General features: G+C 61.6%; 14 protein-coding genes and 1 rRNA gene. 1 reads left to right on the top strand and 14 read right to left on the bottom strand.

Features of this window, described 5'->3' with window-relative positions; translation table 11 throughout:
- Window positions 1-178 (bottom strand): 16S ribosomal RNA (locus RE4_RS17215); the annotation flags it as partial.
- A 621-nt stretch (window positions 179-799) separates the two neighbouring features.
- On the bottom strand, window positions 800-2,059 hold the full coding sequence (gene murA, locus RE4_RS17210) for a UDP-N-acetylglucosamine 1-carboxyvinyltransferase (RefSeq protein WP_003941314.1): 1,260 nt from the start codon (window positions 2,057-2,059) through the stop codon (window positions 800-802).
- A gap of 54 nt (window positions 2,060-2,113) precedes the next feature.
- Here murA and RE4_RS17205 point away from each other — a divergent pair, with 54 nt between their 5' ends.
- Complete coding sequence (locus RE4_RS17205) at window positions 2,114-2,686, top strand: cob(I)yrinic acid a,c-diamide adenosyltransferase (protein WP_020908291.1); 573 nt, start codon at window positions 2,114-2,116, stop codon at window positions 2,684-2,686.
- 10 nt (window positions 2,687-2,696) lie between these two features.
- Here RE4_RS17205 and RE4_RS17200 read toward each other — a convergent pair whose 3' ends face one another.
- The 12 genes from RE4_RS17200 to glyA all read right to left on the bottom strand — a co-directional run bounded on the left by RE4_RS17200 (window position 2,697) and on the right by glyA (window position 13,578).
- On the bottom strand, window positions 2,697-3,119 hold the full coding sequence (locus RE4_RS17200) for a DUF2550 domain-containing protein (protein ID WP_029255703.1): 423 nt from the start codon (window positions 3,117-3,119) through the stop codon (window positions 2,697-2,699).
- Between the two features lie 49 nt (window positions 3,120-3,168).
- Window positions 3,169-3,537: a F0F1 ATP synthase subunit epsilon gene (locus tag RE4_RS17195; RefSeq protein ID WP_060939023.1), complete on the bottom strand. Its 369-nt coding sequence runs from the start codon at window positions 3,535-3,537 to the stop codon at window positions 3,169-3,171.
- A 6-nt stretch (window positions 3,538-3,543) separates the two neighbouring features.
- The gene (gene atpD / locus RE4_RS17190) at window positions 3,544-4,995 is read right to left on the bottom strand and encodes a F0F1 ATP synthase subunit beta (RefSeq protein WP_003941349.1); all 1,452 of its coding nucleotides are present in this window, start codon (window positions 4,993-4,995) and stop codon (window positions 3,544-3,546) included.
- A 3-nt stretch (window positions 4,996-4,998) separates the two neighbouring features.
- Window positions 4,999-5,982 carry a F0F1 ATP synthase subunit gamma gene (locus RE4_RS17185; RefSeq protein ID WP_003941320.1) on the bottom strand — a complete coding sequence of 328 codons (984 nt, stop codon included), beginning with the start codon at window positions 5,980-5,982 and terminating at the stop codon, window positions 4,999-5,001.
- Window positions 5,983-6,030: 48 nt separating this feature from the next.
- Window positions 6,031-7,674, bottom strand: coding sequence for a F0F1 ATP synthase subunit alpha (gene atpA / locus RE4_RS17180; RefSeq protein WP_019749171.1), 1,644 nt, complete (start codon window positions 7,672-7,674; stop codon window positions 6,031-6,033).
- A 62-nt stretch (window positions 7,675-7,736) separates the two neighbouring features.
- Complete coding sequence (locus RE4_RS17175; protein WP_003941304.1) at window positions 7,737-8,561, bottom strand: F0F1 ATP synthase subunit delta; 825 nt, start codon at window positions 8,559-8,561, stop codon at window positions 7,737-7,739.
- Window positions 8,562-8,566: 5 nt separating this feature from the next.
- Window positions 8,567-9,124, bottom strand: a complete 558-nt coding sequence (locus RE4_RS17170; protein ID WP_060939022.1) for a F0F1 ATP synthase subunit B — start codon at window positions 9,122-9,124, stop codon at window positions 8,567-8,569.
- Between the two features lie 7 nt (window positions 9,125-9,131).
- The gene (locus tag RE4_RS17165; protein WP_003941327.1) at window positions 9,132-9,374 is read right to left on the bottom strand and encodes an ATP synthase F0 subunit C; all 243 of its coding nucleotides are present in this window, start codon (window positions 9,372-9,374) and stop codon (window positions 9,132-9,134) included.
- 83 nt (window positions 9,375-9,457) lie between these two features.
- On the bottom strand, window positions 9,458-10,285 hold the full coding sequence (gene atpB, locus RE4_RS17160) for a F0F1 ATP synthase subunit A (RefSeq protein ID WP_019749174.1): 828 nt from the start codon (window positions 10,283-10,285) through the stop codon (window positions 9,458-9,460).
- Window positions 10,286-10,565: 280 nt separating this feature from the next.
- Window positions 10,566-11,036 (bottom strand): Cg1360 family ATP-synthase-associated protein, encoded by a 471-nt coding sequence (locus RE4_RS17155; RefSeq protein ID WP_019749175.1) that lies wholly within the window; start codon window positions 11,034-11,036, stop codon window positions 10,566-10,568.
- A gap of 32 nt (window positions 11,037-11,068) precedes the next feature.
- Window positions 11,069-12,256, bottom strand: coding sequence for a glycosyltransferase family 4 protein (locus RE4_RS17150; protein WP_019749176.1), 1,188 nt, complete (start codon window positions 12,254-12,256; stop codon window positions 11,069-11,071).
- Window positions 12,253-13,578: a serine hydroxymethyltransferase gene (glyA, locus tag RE4_RS17145; RefSeq protein ID WP_060939021.1), complete on the bottom strand. Its 1,326-nt coding sequence runs from the start codon at window positions 13,576-13,578 to the stop codon at window positions 12,253-12,255. Before glyA ends, RE4_RS17150 begins: the two co-directional genes overlap by 4 nt.
- Between the last annotated feature and the right edge of the window lies 1 nt (window position 13,579).

Raw genomic sequence — 13,579 nt, 5'->3', positions numbered from 1 at the left:
AAGTCATATCCGGTATTAGACCCAGTTTCCCAGGCTTATCCCGAAGTGCAGGGCAGATCACCCACGTGTTACTCACCCGTTCGCCGCTCGTGTACCCCGAAAGGCCTTACCGCTCGACTTGCATGTGTTAAGCACGCCGCCAGCGTTCGTCCTGAGCCAGGATCAAACTCTCCGTTGAAGACTCTAGATATCACCAACCCGAAGGCCGGCTAATCAGTCATAGACAAAAAGAGTCAAATCACTAGCAAAAAAACTCAACTAGCAAAAAATGTGTCGGCAACCATTCAGACGGAAGAATGAACAATCACCGACGAAAAATACTCACACCACACACAAACCAACCAAACCCCAAGAGGCGGTTGATCATTCGCGGATGTGAAGTACCAAAAAATATTTGGCACTGACATTCATCGACACACTGTTGAGTTCTCAAAGAACACGCACACACCATCACCACGACCCTATGGCCGCCGCTCCGGGGCAACTTTTCCAGCCTATCCCATCATGATCATCGGCGCAAACCGCTGAACATTCGGGGAAGAACTGGAGGTGAAGCACAACCATACACGATGGAAACTACTTCGAAATTTGGTCAGGCACTTCGTACAACCTCGTGTCACTCGCCGTGAAGGCGGGAGTCGGTGTCCGTGTCGCTCTGACTTGGAATAAGTTACGCGAACCTTCAATCAATTCACAAATCGCCTGGTCACAACACCGATTCACTAGCCAAGGCCAGGTCAGACAGTTGAGCCTTTCCGCCAATCGCGAATAGGCCCGAGTGTGACGCCGAGCACCGAACCTATTCGGAGCCCACCCTCTCGATCACTCCCCCGAGTCCACGGAGATTCTCGACGAATCGCGGGTACCCACGGTCGATGTGGAAGATGTCGTGGACTTCGGTGGTTCCGTCCGCGACCAACCCGGCAAGCACGAGCCCGGCGCCTGCCCGAATGTCCGAAGACCACACCGGCGCACTCGACAGCACTGGAACTCCGCGGATCACAGCATGGTGACCGTCAGTACGAGCGTCGGCGCCGAGTCGGATCATTTCCTCGACAAATCGGAAACGCGATTCGAATACGTTCTCGGTGATCATCGACGTGCCCTCGGCAACCGCCGCCAAACCGATTGCCATCGGCTGCAGGTCGGTCGGGAATCCGGGGTAAGGCAATGTCGCGAAATTGACTGCTTTGGGCCGTTCACGCTGGATGACACGGAAACCGTCGACCTCGGGAGTCACCTCCGCGCCGGCTGTCCGAAGCTTGTCGAGGACCAACCCGAGATGCTTGTGGTTCACCCCGCGAACGCGGACGTCACCCCTGGTCATGGAGGCAGCGACACCCCATGTTGCGGCAACGATGCGGTCACCGATGACACGGTGCGTAGTCGGTTCCAACTTGCGGACGCCTTGAATGGTGAGCGTCGAACTTCCGCCGCCCGATACCTTGGCGCCCATTTCGTTGAGCATGTTGCAGAGATCCACGATCTCGGGCTCACGTGCAGCGTTGTCGATCACCGTTTCACCTCGGGCGAGCACTGCTGCCATCAAGATGTTCTCGGTTGCACCCACAGACGGGAAGACCAGGCGAATGTTCGCGCCGTGAAGGTCGTCTGCCTCGGCAACGACACATCCGTGTTCGATTTCGCTACGCGCGCCCAACAGGCGGAGCCCGGATTGGTGCATGTCGAGTGGCCTCGAACCGATCGCATCGCCGCCAGGAAGTGCGACAACAGCGCGTCGACAACGCGCGACCAGCGGACCAAGCACACACACCGACGCCCGAAACTGCTTGACCGCGTCAAAATCAGCGTGATATTTCGGCTCGGCCGGCGTCGTGATCCGCACTTCGGAGTCTTCGAGTTCGACCTCGCAGCCCAGCCCTCGCAAGACGTCCGCCATCAGCGGCACGTCGAGAATGTCCGGGCAGTTGGTCACCACAGTGGTGCCTTCGGCCAACAGCGCAGCGGCCATCAGCTTCAACACACTGTTCTTGGCCCCTCCCACCAGTACTTCACCTTCGAGGCGGTTACCCCCGGTCACAAGAAAGTGCTCACTCACGGTTCACAGCCTAGAGCCACAACCTCGTCGGCACCGCGCCGGTACCGTAGCCCTATGTCTGTTCACCTGACGAAGATCTACACCCGGACCGGCGACGACGGGACCACCGGCCTCAGTGATTTTTCGCGAGTCTCCAAGAACGATCCGCGTCTGGTCGCCTATGCGGATTGCGACGAGACCAACGCGGCGATCGGTGTGGCCGTTGCCCTCGGCACACCCCCGGAGAATCTGCTCGCGATGCTGCGCCAGATCCAGAACGACCTCTTCGACGCGGGGGCCGACCTGTCCACCCCTGTCGTCGAGAACCCGAAGTACCCACCGCTGCGAGTGACTCAGGCCTATATCGATCGACTCGAAGGATGGTGCGATGAGCTCAATGAGCAACTGGCACCGTTGAATTCGTTCATTCTGCCCGGCGGAACTGCCCTGGGTGCCCTGCTTCACGTAGCAAGAACCGTCTCGCGGCGTGCGGAGCGTGCGGCCTGGTCCGCCATCGATGCGAACCCGGAAGACACCAGCGTCCTCCCCGCGAAATATCTCAACAGATTGTCGGATCTGCTCTTCATCATGGGAAGAGTCGCAAATCCTGAAGGCGATGTGCTCTGGAAGCCCGGCGCCGGGGCTTGAGCGGGACCGGTCAGGCGGTGCGTCGCCTACGGGCGCGCCCGTCCGGCCGTGATTCGACCCAGGACAGGAAAGCTGTCAATGCTCCACTGTCCAAGGCGATTTCGTAGGCCGACGATCCGTCGTTGACCTTGACCACGACGATGTCGTCGCTCATGATGTCGAATTCGGTACCCGAGGGAGAGCGACGGCTCTCGACCTCGATTCCTTGACGATCAATCCTGGAGTCCGGGCCCGGCCGCAGACTCGACAGTTTGAAAAAGACGAAGGTGCTTTCGCCGTAGCGAATGATTCCGTGACGCCACCCGCTGTCCCCCGGGGATGGCAGAACACGAAGCAGTGCAGCGGTACCGCCGCGACGTAGAACCAGCAGACGATACAGAAAAGCCGCGACGAGAACCGCGAGCAGCACAACCAGAATGATCAACACAGTCATTCCGAATGTCACTGTTCGTCGGCTCCCGTCGCGGCTTTACTCGAGTAACTTACGCGCGCTCGACGGCCCGGAGCTGACCCTTGGCGACCGCAATCGCTTCGAGGTCGCCCGAGTTCTCGGCCAAGACAGCCTTGGCTGCCTCGACGTCGATGTCCTTTGCCATGTCCGCGGACTCGGCAAGAATCGTCACCGTCGTCGCAGTGACGGAGAGGAACCCTCCGTGTACTGCAGCAACGATACGCTCGCCGTCGACCGGGGTGATCGACACGGTTCCGCCCTCGATCAGCTGGCCGAGGACCGGCTCATGCCCGGGCATGATGCCGATTTCGCCCTCAGTGGTCTGAGCGCTGACCAGCGTCGCCGAACCAGACCACAAGCGCTGCTCGACGGCAACGAGTTCTACGGTCATCTCAGCCATCGTGGACTACTTCCCGGCCATCTTCTTGGCTGCAGCCTCGACGTCGTCGAGTCCACCGCAGCTGTTGAATGCCTGCTCGGGCAGGTGATCGAACTCGCCCTTGCAGACGCGGTCGAAGGCTTCGATCGTGTCGCGGAGCGGCACGACGGAGCCGGGCTCACCGGTGAACTTCTCGGCAACGATGAAGTTCTGGCCGAGGAACTTCTGGATACGACGGGCGCGGCCGACGAGGACCTTGTCCTCTTCCTGAAGCTCGTCCATACCGAGGATGGCGATGATGTCCTGCAGTTCCTTGTACTTCTGCAGGATGCGCTTGACCTCGTTGGCAACGCGGAAGTGCTCGGCACCGACGATGCCGGGCTCCAGGATGCGGGAGGTCGAGCTCAGCGGATCCACAGCGGGATAGATACCCATCTGCGAAATCGGGCGCGAGAGCTCGGTGGTGGCATCGAGGTGCGCGAACGTCGTAGCCGGCGCGGGGTCGGTGTAGTCGTCGGCGGGCACGTAAATAGCCTGCAGCGAGGTGATCGAGCGACCGCGGGTCGAGGTGATGCGCTCCTGGAGCTCACCCATCTCGTCCGCCAGCGTGGGCTGGTAGCCCACCGCCGAAGGCATACGGCCGAGGAGGGTGGAAACCTCGGAACCTGCCTGCGTGAAGCGGAAGATGTTGTCGATGAACAGCAGGACGTCCTGGCCCTGAACGTCGCGGAAGTACTCCGCCATCGTCAGTGCGGACAGGGCGACGCGCATACGCGTTCCGGGCGGCTCGTCCATCTGGCCGAAGACAAGGGCGGTGTCCTGGAGGACGCCCATCTCTTCCATTTCCAGGTGGAGGTCGGTGCCCTCACGGGTACGCTCACCGACGCCTGCGAACACCGAGGTGCCCGAGAACTCGCGAGCGATACGCGTGATCATTTCCTGGATCAGAACGGTCTTGCCGACGCCGGCGCCACCGAACAGGCCGATCTTTCCACCCTTGACGTACGGGGTGAGAAGGTCGATGACCTTGATGCCGGTCTCGAGGATCTCGGTCTTACCTTCGAGCTGGTCGAAGGCTGGTGGCTTGCGGTGGATGCCCCACTGCTCGCCGTCGCGGCCGAGGCCGGGGGTGTCGAGGCAATCGCCCAGGGCGTTGAACACGTGGCCCTTGACGACGTCACCGACGGGAACCGAGATCGGCTTGCCCGAGTCGGTCACTGCAGTGCCGCGGACGAGGCCGTCGGTGGGCTGCATGGAGACGGTGCGGACCAGGTTGTCACCGAGGTGCTGTGCAACCTCGAGCGTCAGCGTCTTGGCGACCGAGGGAAGCGTGATCTCGGCGTTCAGGGCGTTGAACAGTTCAGGAACAGCGCCACGCGGGAATTCAACGTCCACGACGGGACCGATGACCCGCACGACGCGGCCGGCTACGGCCGAAGCCGAACCTGCCCCGTTGTTTTCGGTTACTGCTGCGGTCATGTGCTAGTCACTTCCTGCGCTCGAGGCGAGCGCGTTGGCGCCGCCGACGATCTCGCTGATTTCCTGGGTGATCTGGGCCTGGCGAGCCTGGTTGGCCTGACGGCTCAACGTGTTCACCAGTTCGTTTGCGTTGTCCGTCGCGGCCTTCATGGCGGTACGACGGGCTGCCGACTCCGATGCCGCAGCATCGAGAAGCGACGAGAAGATACGAGTGCTGACGTACTTCGGGAGAAGAGCACCGAGAAGCTTCTCGGGCTCGGGCTCGAAGCTGAAGTCCGCGACGGGGCCATTGTCATGGTCGTCGTCGTGGCCGTTGGTCAGCATGTCGTCACCGAGTTCGATGCGCTCTTCCGACACGAAGACCTCGAGAGGAGCCATACGGCGAACCTCGGGAGTCTGCGTCAGCATCGACACGAAGCGGGTGTAGACGATATGGAGTTCGTCGACGCCCTCGATCGTGCCTTCACCGTTCGGAGCGGCAACCTGGTTACCCGAACCAGCCATGAACAGCTCCACCAGGTGGCGGCTGGCCTTCGCTGCATCCGAGTAACCCGGATCCTGCGAGAAGCCCGTCCACGCAGCACCGATGTCGCGGCCGCGGAACGTGTAGTAGCCGAGTCCCTTGGAACCGAGCACGTACACGACCGGCTCCTTGCCCTCGCTGCGGAGGAGAGCCATGAGCTCTTCTGCCTGCTTGAGGACGTTGGAGTTGTAGCCACCACACATGCCGCGGTCACTGGTGACAACGAGGACCGCAGCCCGCTTGGGCTCCGGGCGCTCGTTGAGCAACGGGTGATCGAGCGAAGCAGACGCACTCGCCAATTCGGTGAGTACCTTCGTGATCTCCTCGGCATACGGCTTGGACGCGGCGACGCGAATCTGAGCCTTGGTGATACGCGAAGTCGCGATCAGTTCCTGTGCCTTGGTGATCTTCTTGGTCGAGTTGACCGACTTGATACGAGACCGCAATTCGAGAATGCTCGCCATCGATCAATCACTCTCCCTTCGGAATTCGCAGTGTCATGGGCGCGTACGTCACTTGCTGACGGTCTTGCGCTTGACGTTGATCTGCTCGTTCTCGACCTCGTCGGCGCCCAAAGCGTCAGCCTCGGCCTCGTTCACGACCCGGCTTCCGTCGGATGCGATGAAGCCTTCCTTGAACTTGTTCGTTGCAGCGATCAGCGCAGCAGCGTTGTCGGCATCGAGTGCCTTACCGCCGTTGATGCTGGAGTAGACGCCAGCAGCCGAGTGCTTGAGGTCTTCGAGCAGTTCCTTCTCGAAGCGACGGACGTCACCGATCGGAACGCTGTCGAAGATGCCTTCGCCGGCGAGGTAGATCGAGACGATCTGGTCCTCGACAGGGATCGGGCTGTACTGATCCTGCTTGAGCAGCTCGACCAGACGGGCACCGCGCTCGAGCTGAGCCTTGGAGGCAGCGTCGAGGTCGGATGCGAAAGCGGAGAACGCTTCGAGCTCACGGAACTGAGCCAGTTCCAGACGCAGCGAACCGGAAACCTTCTTCATGCCCTTGGTCTGTGCAGCGCCACCGACGCGGGAGACCGAGATACCGACGTTGATCGCGGGGCGAACGCCCTTGTTGAACAGGTCGGACTCGAGGAACACCTGACCGTCGGTGATGGAGATGACGTTGGTCGGGATGTACGCCGAGACGTCGTTCGCCTTGGTCTCGATGATCGGCAGAGCCGTCAGCGAGCCACCGCCGAGTGCGTCGGACAGCTTCGCCGAACGCTCCAGCAGACGGGAGTGCAAGTAGAAGACGTCACCGGGGTAAGCCTCGCGTCCCGGCGGGCGACGCAGCAGCAGCGAGATGGCGCGGTACGCCTCTGCCTGCTTGGTCAGGTCGTCGAACACGACCAGAACGTGCTTGCCCTGGTACATCCAGTGCTGGCCGATGGCCGAGCCAGTGTACGGTGCGAGCCACTTGAAGCCTGCGGAATCAGAGGCCGGAGCAGCAACGATGGTGGTGTACTCCATCGCGCCCTTCTCCTCGAGGGCAGCCTTGACGCCCGCGATGGTGGAACCCTTCTGACCGATGGCAACGTAGATGCAGCGCACCTGCTTGTTGACATCGCCGGAATCCCAGTTGGCCTTCTGGTTCAGGATGGCGTCGATGCAGACCGCGGTCTTGCCGGTCTTGCGGTCGCCGATGATGAGCTGGCGCTGGCCGCGGCCGATCGGGGTCATGGCGTCGATAGCCTTGATACCGGTCTGGAGCGGCTCTTCGACCGGCTGGCGCTCGAGCACCGAAGCGGCCTGGAGCTCGAGTGCACGGTTCTCGGTGCTCTCGATCTCGCCGAGGCCGTCGATGGGCGCACCCAGCGGGTCGATGACGCGGCCGAGGAAAGCATCGCCGACGGGAACCGACAGAACGTCGCCCGTGCGCTTTACTTCCTGGCCTTCTTGAATGTTCTGGTAATCGCCAAGGATGACGGCACCGATTTCGGTGGCATCCAGGTTGAGCGCGACGCCGACGATTCCACCGGGGAACTCCAACAGCTCGTTGGACATAGCCGAAGGCAGGCCAGAGACGTGCGCAATGCCGTCACTGGTGTCGGTCACTGTGCCGACCTCCTCACGGGAGGCCTCCGGGGAGTAGCTCGCGGTGTAGTTGTCGATCGCGCTACGGATCTCGTCGGAGGAGATCGTCAGCTCCGCCATGTTTTTCCTGCTCTCGGTGTCTGGTCTTCGAAAAGATCTGGAGTATGTGTTCGGCTGAAGGACTACTTGAGGTTCTTCCGCAGTGCTGCGAGTCGACCCGCTGCGCTGCCGTCGATAACCTCGTCGCCCACCCGGACGACCAAGCCGCTGAGGAGTTCTGGATCAACCTCGACGTGTACTGCTACCGGCTTCCCGTAGGTGCGGGTAAGAGTGCTGGCCAAGCGATCCGACTGCTCCGAGCTCAACGCCGAGGCGCTGCGAACGTGAGCAACGGTGGTATCGCGCTGCGCTGCGGCAAGATTCGACAGCTGATCGAAAGTGTCTGCGGGTGCAGACTTCAACCGGCCGACGGCCTGTCCGGCGAGTGCCTCGGTGACCGCGGTGACCTTGCCGTAGAGCAAGCGGGAGAGGAACTCACGCTTGCGGGCTGCGGGAACCGACAGATCCGAGAGCGTCTGCTCCAGGCTGGGATCCCCTGCCACGATGCGACCGAGACGGAAGAGCTCGTCCTCAACGGTGTCCAACTGGCTCTGATCGGCTGCGGCGCGGAGCAGAGCTTCGCGTCCGAGCAGTTCGAGCGAGTTGACCAAGTCGCGGGCCGCAGACCAGTCCTGGCCTGCAGCTGCCTTCACGGTGGCGAGCGCCTCGGCGCCGACCTTTCCGGAGAACAACTGCTCTGCCAAAGCCTGGCGACCAGCGGCCGGTGCCGAAGCGTCAGCCAGCGCGCTGCGAAGAGCGCGCTGGCCGTCGAGTACCTCGACCACCGAGAAGAGCTCGGACCCAGCCTGAGCAGAAGCAGCAGTTGCCGCTCCTGCAGAGACGGCGCCCAGGGCACTGCTCAGCGCAGAACGAGTCTGCGCCAAGGCTTCACGGCTCGCTGCGTACATGTTGCTCACTTCCTGGCTGAATCAGCGCTGACGGTGTCGAGCTCGTTGAGGAAACGATCAACCGTTCCGGCGCGCTTCACGTCGTCGGCGAGGGACTCCCCGATGACCTTCTCGGCCAGGTCTACAGCGGTCTTGCCGAGATCCGAGCGGAGCTCAGCGACGATCTGCTGACGCTGGGCGACGAGCTGGCTGTGGCCTGCGGCCACGATGCGGTCGCTCTCGTCCTGCGCCTGAACCTTCATGTCAGCGATGATCTGCTGACCCTGGGTACGCGCTTCCTCACGGATCTGCGCTGCCTCGGTACGAGCTTCGGCGAGCTGCGCGCGGTACTGCTCGAGCGCGGCCACTGCCTCTGCCTGTGCGTCTTCGGCCTTCTTGATGCCGCCCTCGATCTGCTCGGTGCGTTCGGCCAAGACCTTCTGGAACTTCGGAAGAACGAGCTTCCAGAAGACAAAACCGACTACGACGAGCGCAACCGCGGACCACACGATGTCGTATGTCTCGGGCAAGAGAGGATTGTGTGTCTCCTCTGTTGCCGCGAGCACTGCGAAGGTGGCTCCCATGTCTGTCTTAGAAAATGAAACCGGCGACAAGGCCGATCAATGCGAGGGCCTCGGTGAATGCAATACCGAGGAACATGGTGGTACGAACCTGGCCGGCCATCTCGGGCTGGCGGACCATGCCTTCGATTGCCTTGCCCACAACGATGCCCACGCCGATGCCGGGGCCGATTGCTGCGAGGCCGTAGCCGATGGCTCCGTAGCCGCGCGACTTGGTCTCGACAACTTCCTGAGCGAGGTAAGCGATGCTCATGGTGTTCCATTCCCTTTCTGTTGACCTCTGCCGGATTCGGCAAGAGGCTCAGTTCTTGGTGTAGCTGGTGAGGAGGTAAAAGGTCAGTGCTCGTCGGCGTGGAGCGCCAATTCGATGTACACCGCGGTCAGCAACGCGAACACGTAAGCCTGCAGGAAGATGACCAGCAGCTCGAAGAACGTGAATGCGATACCGGCGATGATCGACGGAACGCCGAAGATCGCCTGGAATCCGCCGGACACGAAGAAGAAGTAGTTCGTCGCGCTGAAGAACAGCACCAGCAGGATGTGGCCGGCCAACATGTTGGCCATGAGACGAACCATCAGCGTGAACGGGCGCAGGATGAAGGTCGAGATGAACTCGATGGGCACCAACAAGAAGTGCAGGGGCAGCGGAACGCCGGGAACGACGATGCTGCTCTTGACGTACTTGAAGAAGCCGTACTTCTTGATTCCGACGTAGTTGAACACGATGTAGGCGAGCGCCGCGAGTACCAGGGGCATACCGATTCGTGCGTTCGGCGAGATGTTCAGGAAAGGAATGATGCTGGCCATGTTGCTGGCGACCACGATGAAGAAGATCGTCGTGATGACCGGCAGGAAGCGCTTGCCCTGTTCCTTGCCCAGGATCTCCTCGGCGATGTTGATACGAACGAAGTCGAGCGCAAGCTCAGCGGCGTTCTGCATCCCACGGGGAACCAATCGAGGGCTGCGCATCGCGATCACGAAGAAGGCTGCGACCAGCACCGACATCAGCAGACGAATCAGCATCAGACGGTCGAGCTCGAAGGGGCCCGCGTGAATCAACACGGAGGGCGGGAAAAAATCGTCTAGTGACGGCGCATGGAATTCATCCGCGGCCAGGGTGGTGACGCTCAGCGTTCTCTCCCGTAGTCGGTCCGCAGCCATCATTGACTGCGGTTCGATCGGACATTGACGATCTACAAGTCGACAAGTTCGACTCGCGCATTCGTCAGCAGCTGGAGAACCCTAGAGGGGCCTGGCGTCTGTCGGTGTCGGCGACTCTCGTCGACTCAGTGGTCAGAATTTCGACCACCTGCGAGCACATGGCATCGTCGGCTGAGTGTTACTCGGCCCACCATTGCTCTCGCTTGAACCGAACCTTATCAAGTCATCTACGACATTGTGTAGATGGGGTACCTGGAAGTCCGATTAGTTACCTCTTGTAGTACTACTCGTCGTCGTCGACGTTGCTGCTGGGAGTGGGATCGACGTACGGAGTTTTGGTTCCGAGAACGCCGTATGTCTCCGCACCGAGCACGACGACCAGCGACATGATGATGACCAGGACGAGAGCGGTCTTGTTGTAGAAGTCCATGTCCGAGAGGACAAAGAGAACAACCATCGCGAGAATCATCTTCAGCAGCCACGTGCCGAGAAGAACTGCGCCGGCCGTGAGCGCAGGCAACTTCGCTGTGAGCAGCACGCCCAGCGCCGTGAACAGGATGAACCCGCCGCCGACGGCTGCGCCTATCAGGGCTCCGTAGACGCCTTCCTTGCCGGCGAAGAGCCCGCCCAGGAGTGCGCCGACCACGGCCAGCGCGATCAGCCCCATCACACCCCACTTCACGGCCGACTTCATGGCGGCGGTCGAATCAGGGATGGGTTGCGAGGCAGGTACAGGCTGCGGCGTGTTCGTCACGATGCCCAAGGGTAATGGATCGGGAAACTTGGCTAGCGACGCTGTTGCTTGCGATCGATCAGGGACGGCACCGCGGTGAAGAACAAGGCAATGACCAACCCGGCCGCAACCAGTACGACAACCAGCTGTCGATTGAGCAGCGAGGATCCGACGGCACCGAACGCCAGGACGCTGACCCACAGGTAGATGACCAGCACAACCCGTCGGTGCGTGTGTCCGATTTGCAGGAGGCGATGATGCAGGTGCATCTTGTCCGGACTGAACGGACTGACGCCCGCTTTAGTCCGGCGGATCACGGCCAGGAGCATGTCCAGCATCGGGATGAACATCACAGCACCGACCAGCAACAACGGCGCGAGGAGGCCGACCAGGTCGCGGGTTCCGTAAGCAGTGAGCGGAATACGACCGGATGCACTGGTCGAGATCGCGGCAAGCATGAGACCGATCAACATCGACCCGGAATCGCCCATGAAGATGCGCGCTGGATTGAAGTTATGCGGAAGAAAACCGAGACAAGCGCCTGCCAAGGCCGCCGCGATCATCGCAGGCGGGTAGACACTCGCGTCGCCGCCCTGATCGTGGAGCAGACCGATCGAGAAGATGAGGATCGCCAAGGCCGCGATGAGGCCCAAACCGGCGGCCAATCCGTCGAGACCGTCGACGAAGTTCATCGCGTTGATAGTCGCCACGGCGATAGCCACCGTGAACAGTCCCGATTGAATCTGATCGAGGATGATCGTGGACCCACCGTCACCACCGAAAGGGTTGTAGATGATGAACCAACTGACGCCCATCACCACAAGAACTCCGGCAGCAGTCACCTGACCCACGAACTTGGTGAGAGCGTCGAGACCCCACCTGTCGTCGATCACGCCCACGAGGACGATGACGGCGCCCGCTACGAGCGCAGCGTGTACATCTGGACTACCGAAGCCGAAACCTCTTGTGAGCGCCGGTAATTGCTGTGCGAACAGCAGACCGACAACCATGCCGATATACATTCCGACGCCACCGAGGCGCGGAATCGGCTCGACGTGAACGTCCCGATCACGCGGTATGGCGACGGCGCCGAACCGCAGCGCCAACAACCGGACTGCGCCAGTCGCTAGGTATGTCACTACCGCCGCCGTACACAGCACGAGCAACAGTTCACGGATGGGAACACCCGCTCCCCCGCCGCCCTGTGCCAGATACGTGGTCGCCTCGTAGGAAGTGATCACTGCGCGAGATCACCCGTCCGGCGGGGATAGGCAAGCTTTGCCCGTACCAGTTCGCGAACGCCGTCGGCAACTGATGCCAACTCGGCCTCCCCTGACGTGGTGGCTGGATCCGCTACGACTGCACGCGCGATCAACTCCCCCACGATGCTCATGTCGGAACTGTTGAACCCCTGTGTCGTCACGGCCGCGGATCCGACGCGGATTCCGGACGTGACGGCCGGCGACTGCGGATCGAACGGAATCGCGTTCTTGTTGAGCGTGATCGAAGCCAGTCCGCACCTACGCTCGGCGTCGACTCCGGTGACACCGCTTGCGCGCAGATCGAGAAGCGCCAGATGCGTGTCGGTTCCACCGGAAACGGTGCGCAGGCCGCGAGCTTCCAACGACTGCGCGAGCGCCGACGCATTGGCAACCACTTCCTGTGCATACCAACGATATTCCGGCGTCGACGCTTCTTTGAAGGCAACCGCCTTCGCAGCGATCGCATGCATCATCGGGCCGCCTTGAATGAAGGGGAACACCGCGCGATCGACAGCCGAGGCATGCTCGCTGCGGCACAAGATCATTCCGCCGCGCGGACCTCTGAGGACCTTGTGCGTCGTCGCGGAGACCACGTCGGCATACGGAACACACGACGGTATCGCCCGGCCTGCCACGAGTCCGATGAAGTGGGCGGCATCGACCCACAGGATCGCACCGACCTCGTCCGCGATCGACCGGAAGGCTGCGAAGTCGATGGTTCGGGAGTACGCGGTCGCGCCGGCGACGATGATTTTCGGCTTGTGCGCCAGAGCCAGGGTGCGAACCTCGTCGTAGTCGATCAATTCGGTGGCCGAATCGACGTGATAGGGAACGGTGGTGAACCACTGCCCCGAAAAGCTGACCCGAGACCCGTGAGTCAGATGCCCACCGTGCGGCAGACTCATCGCCAATACGGTGTCGCCGGGCTTGGCGAATGCGGCGTACACCGCGAGATTCGCGGTGGCCCCCGAATGCGGCTGGACGTTGACGTGCTCGGCGCCGAACAGTGCCTTTGCGCGGTCGATCGCAAGATTCTCGGCTACGTCGACGTACTCGCACCCGCCGTAGTAACGCCGACCCGGATAGCCCTCGGCGTACTTGTTGCTCAGGGTCGAACCCAAGGCAGCCAGTACCGAGGGACTGGTGAAGTTCTCGCTTGCGATGAGTTGAAGCCCGCCGCGCTGACGCTCGAGTTCGGCCAGCGCAACAGCCGCGATCTCGGGGTCCGCCGTGGCAAGCTCACCGAAATCCGGTCCCCAATACGTGGATTCCCCCGCGCGCTCGCCGCCGGCGCCGACCATC

Origin of the sequence: Rhodococcus erythropolis NBRC 15567 (assembly GCF_001552595.1) — a bacterium.
In the GTDB taxonomy this organism is placed as follows: domain Bacteria; phylum Actinomycetota; class Actinomycetes; order Mycobacteriales; family Mycobacteriaceae; genus Rhodococcus_F; species Rhodococcus_F erythropolis.
The sequence above is the reverse complement of the archived record's forward strand: the minus strand, read 5'-3'. Positions and strand labels throughout refer to the sequence as shown.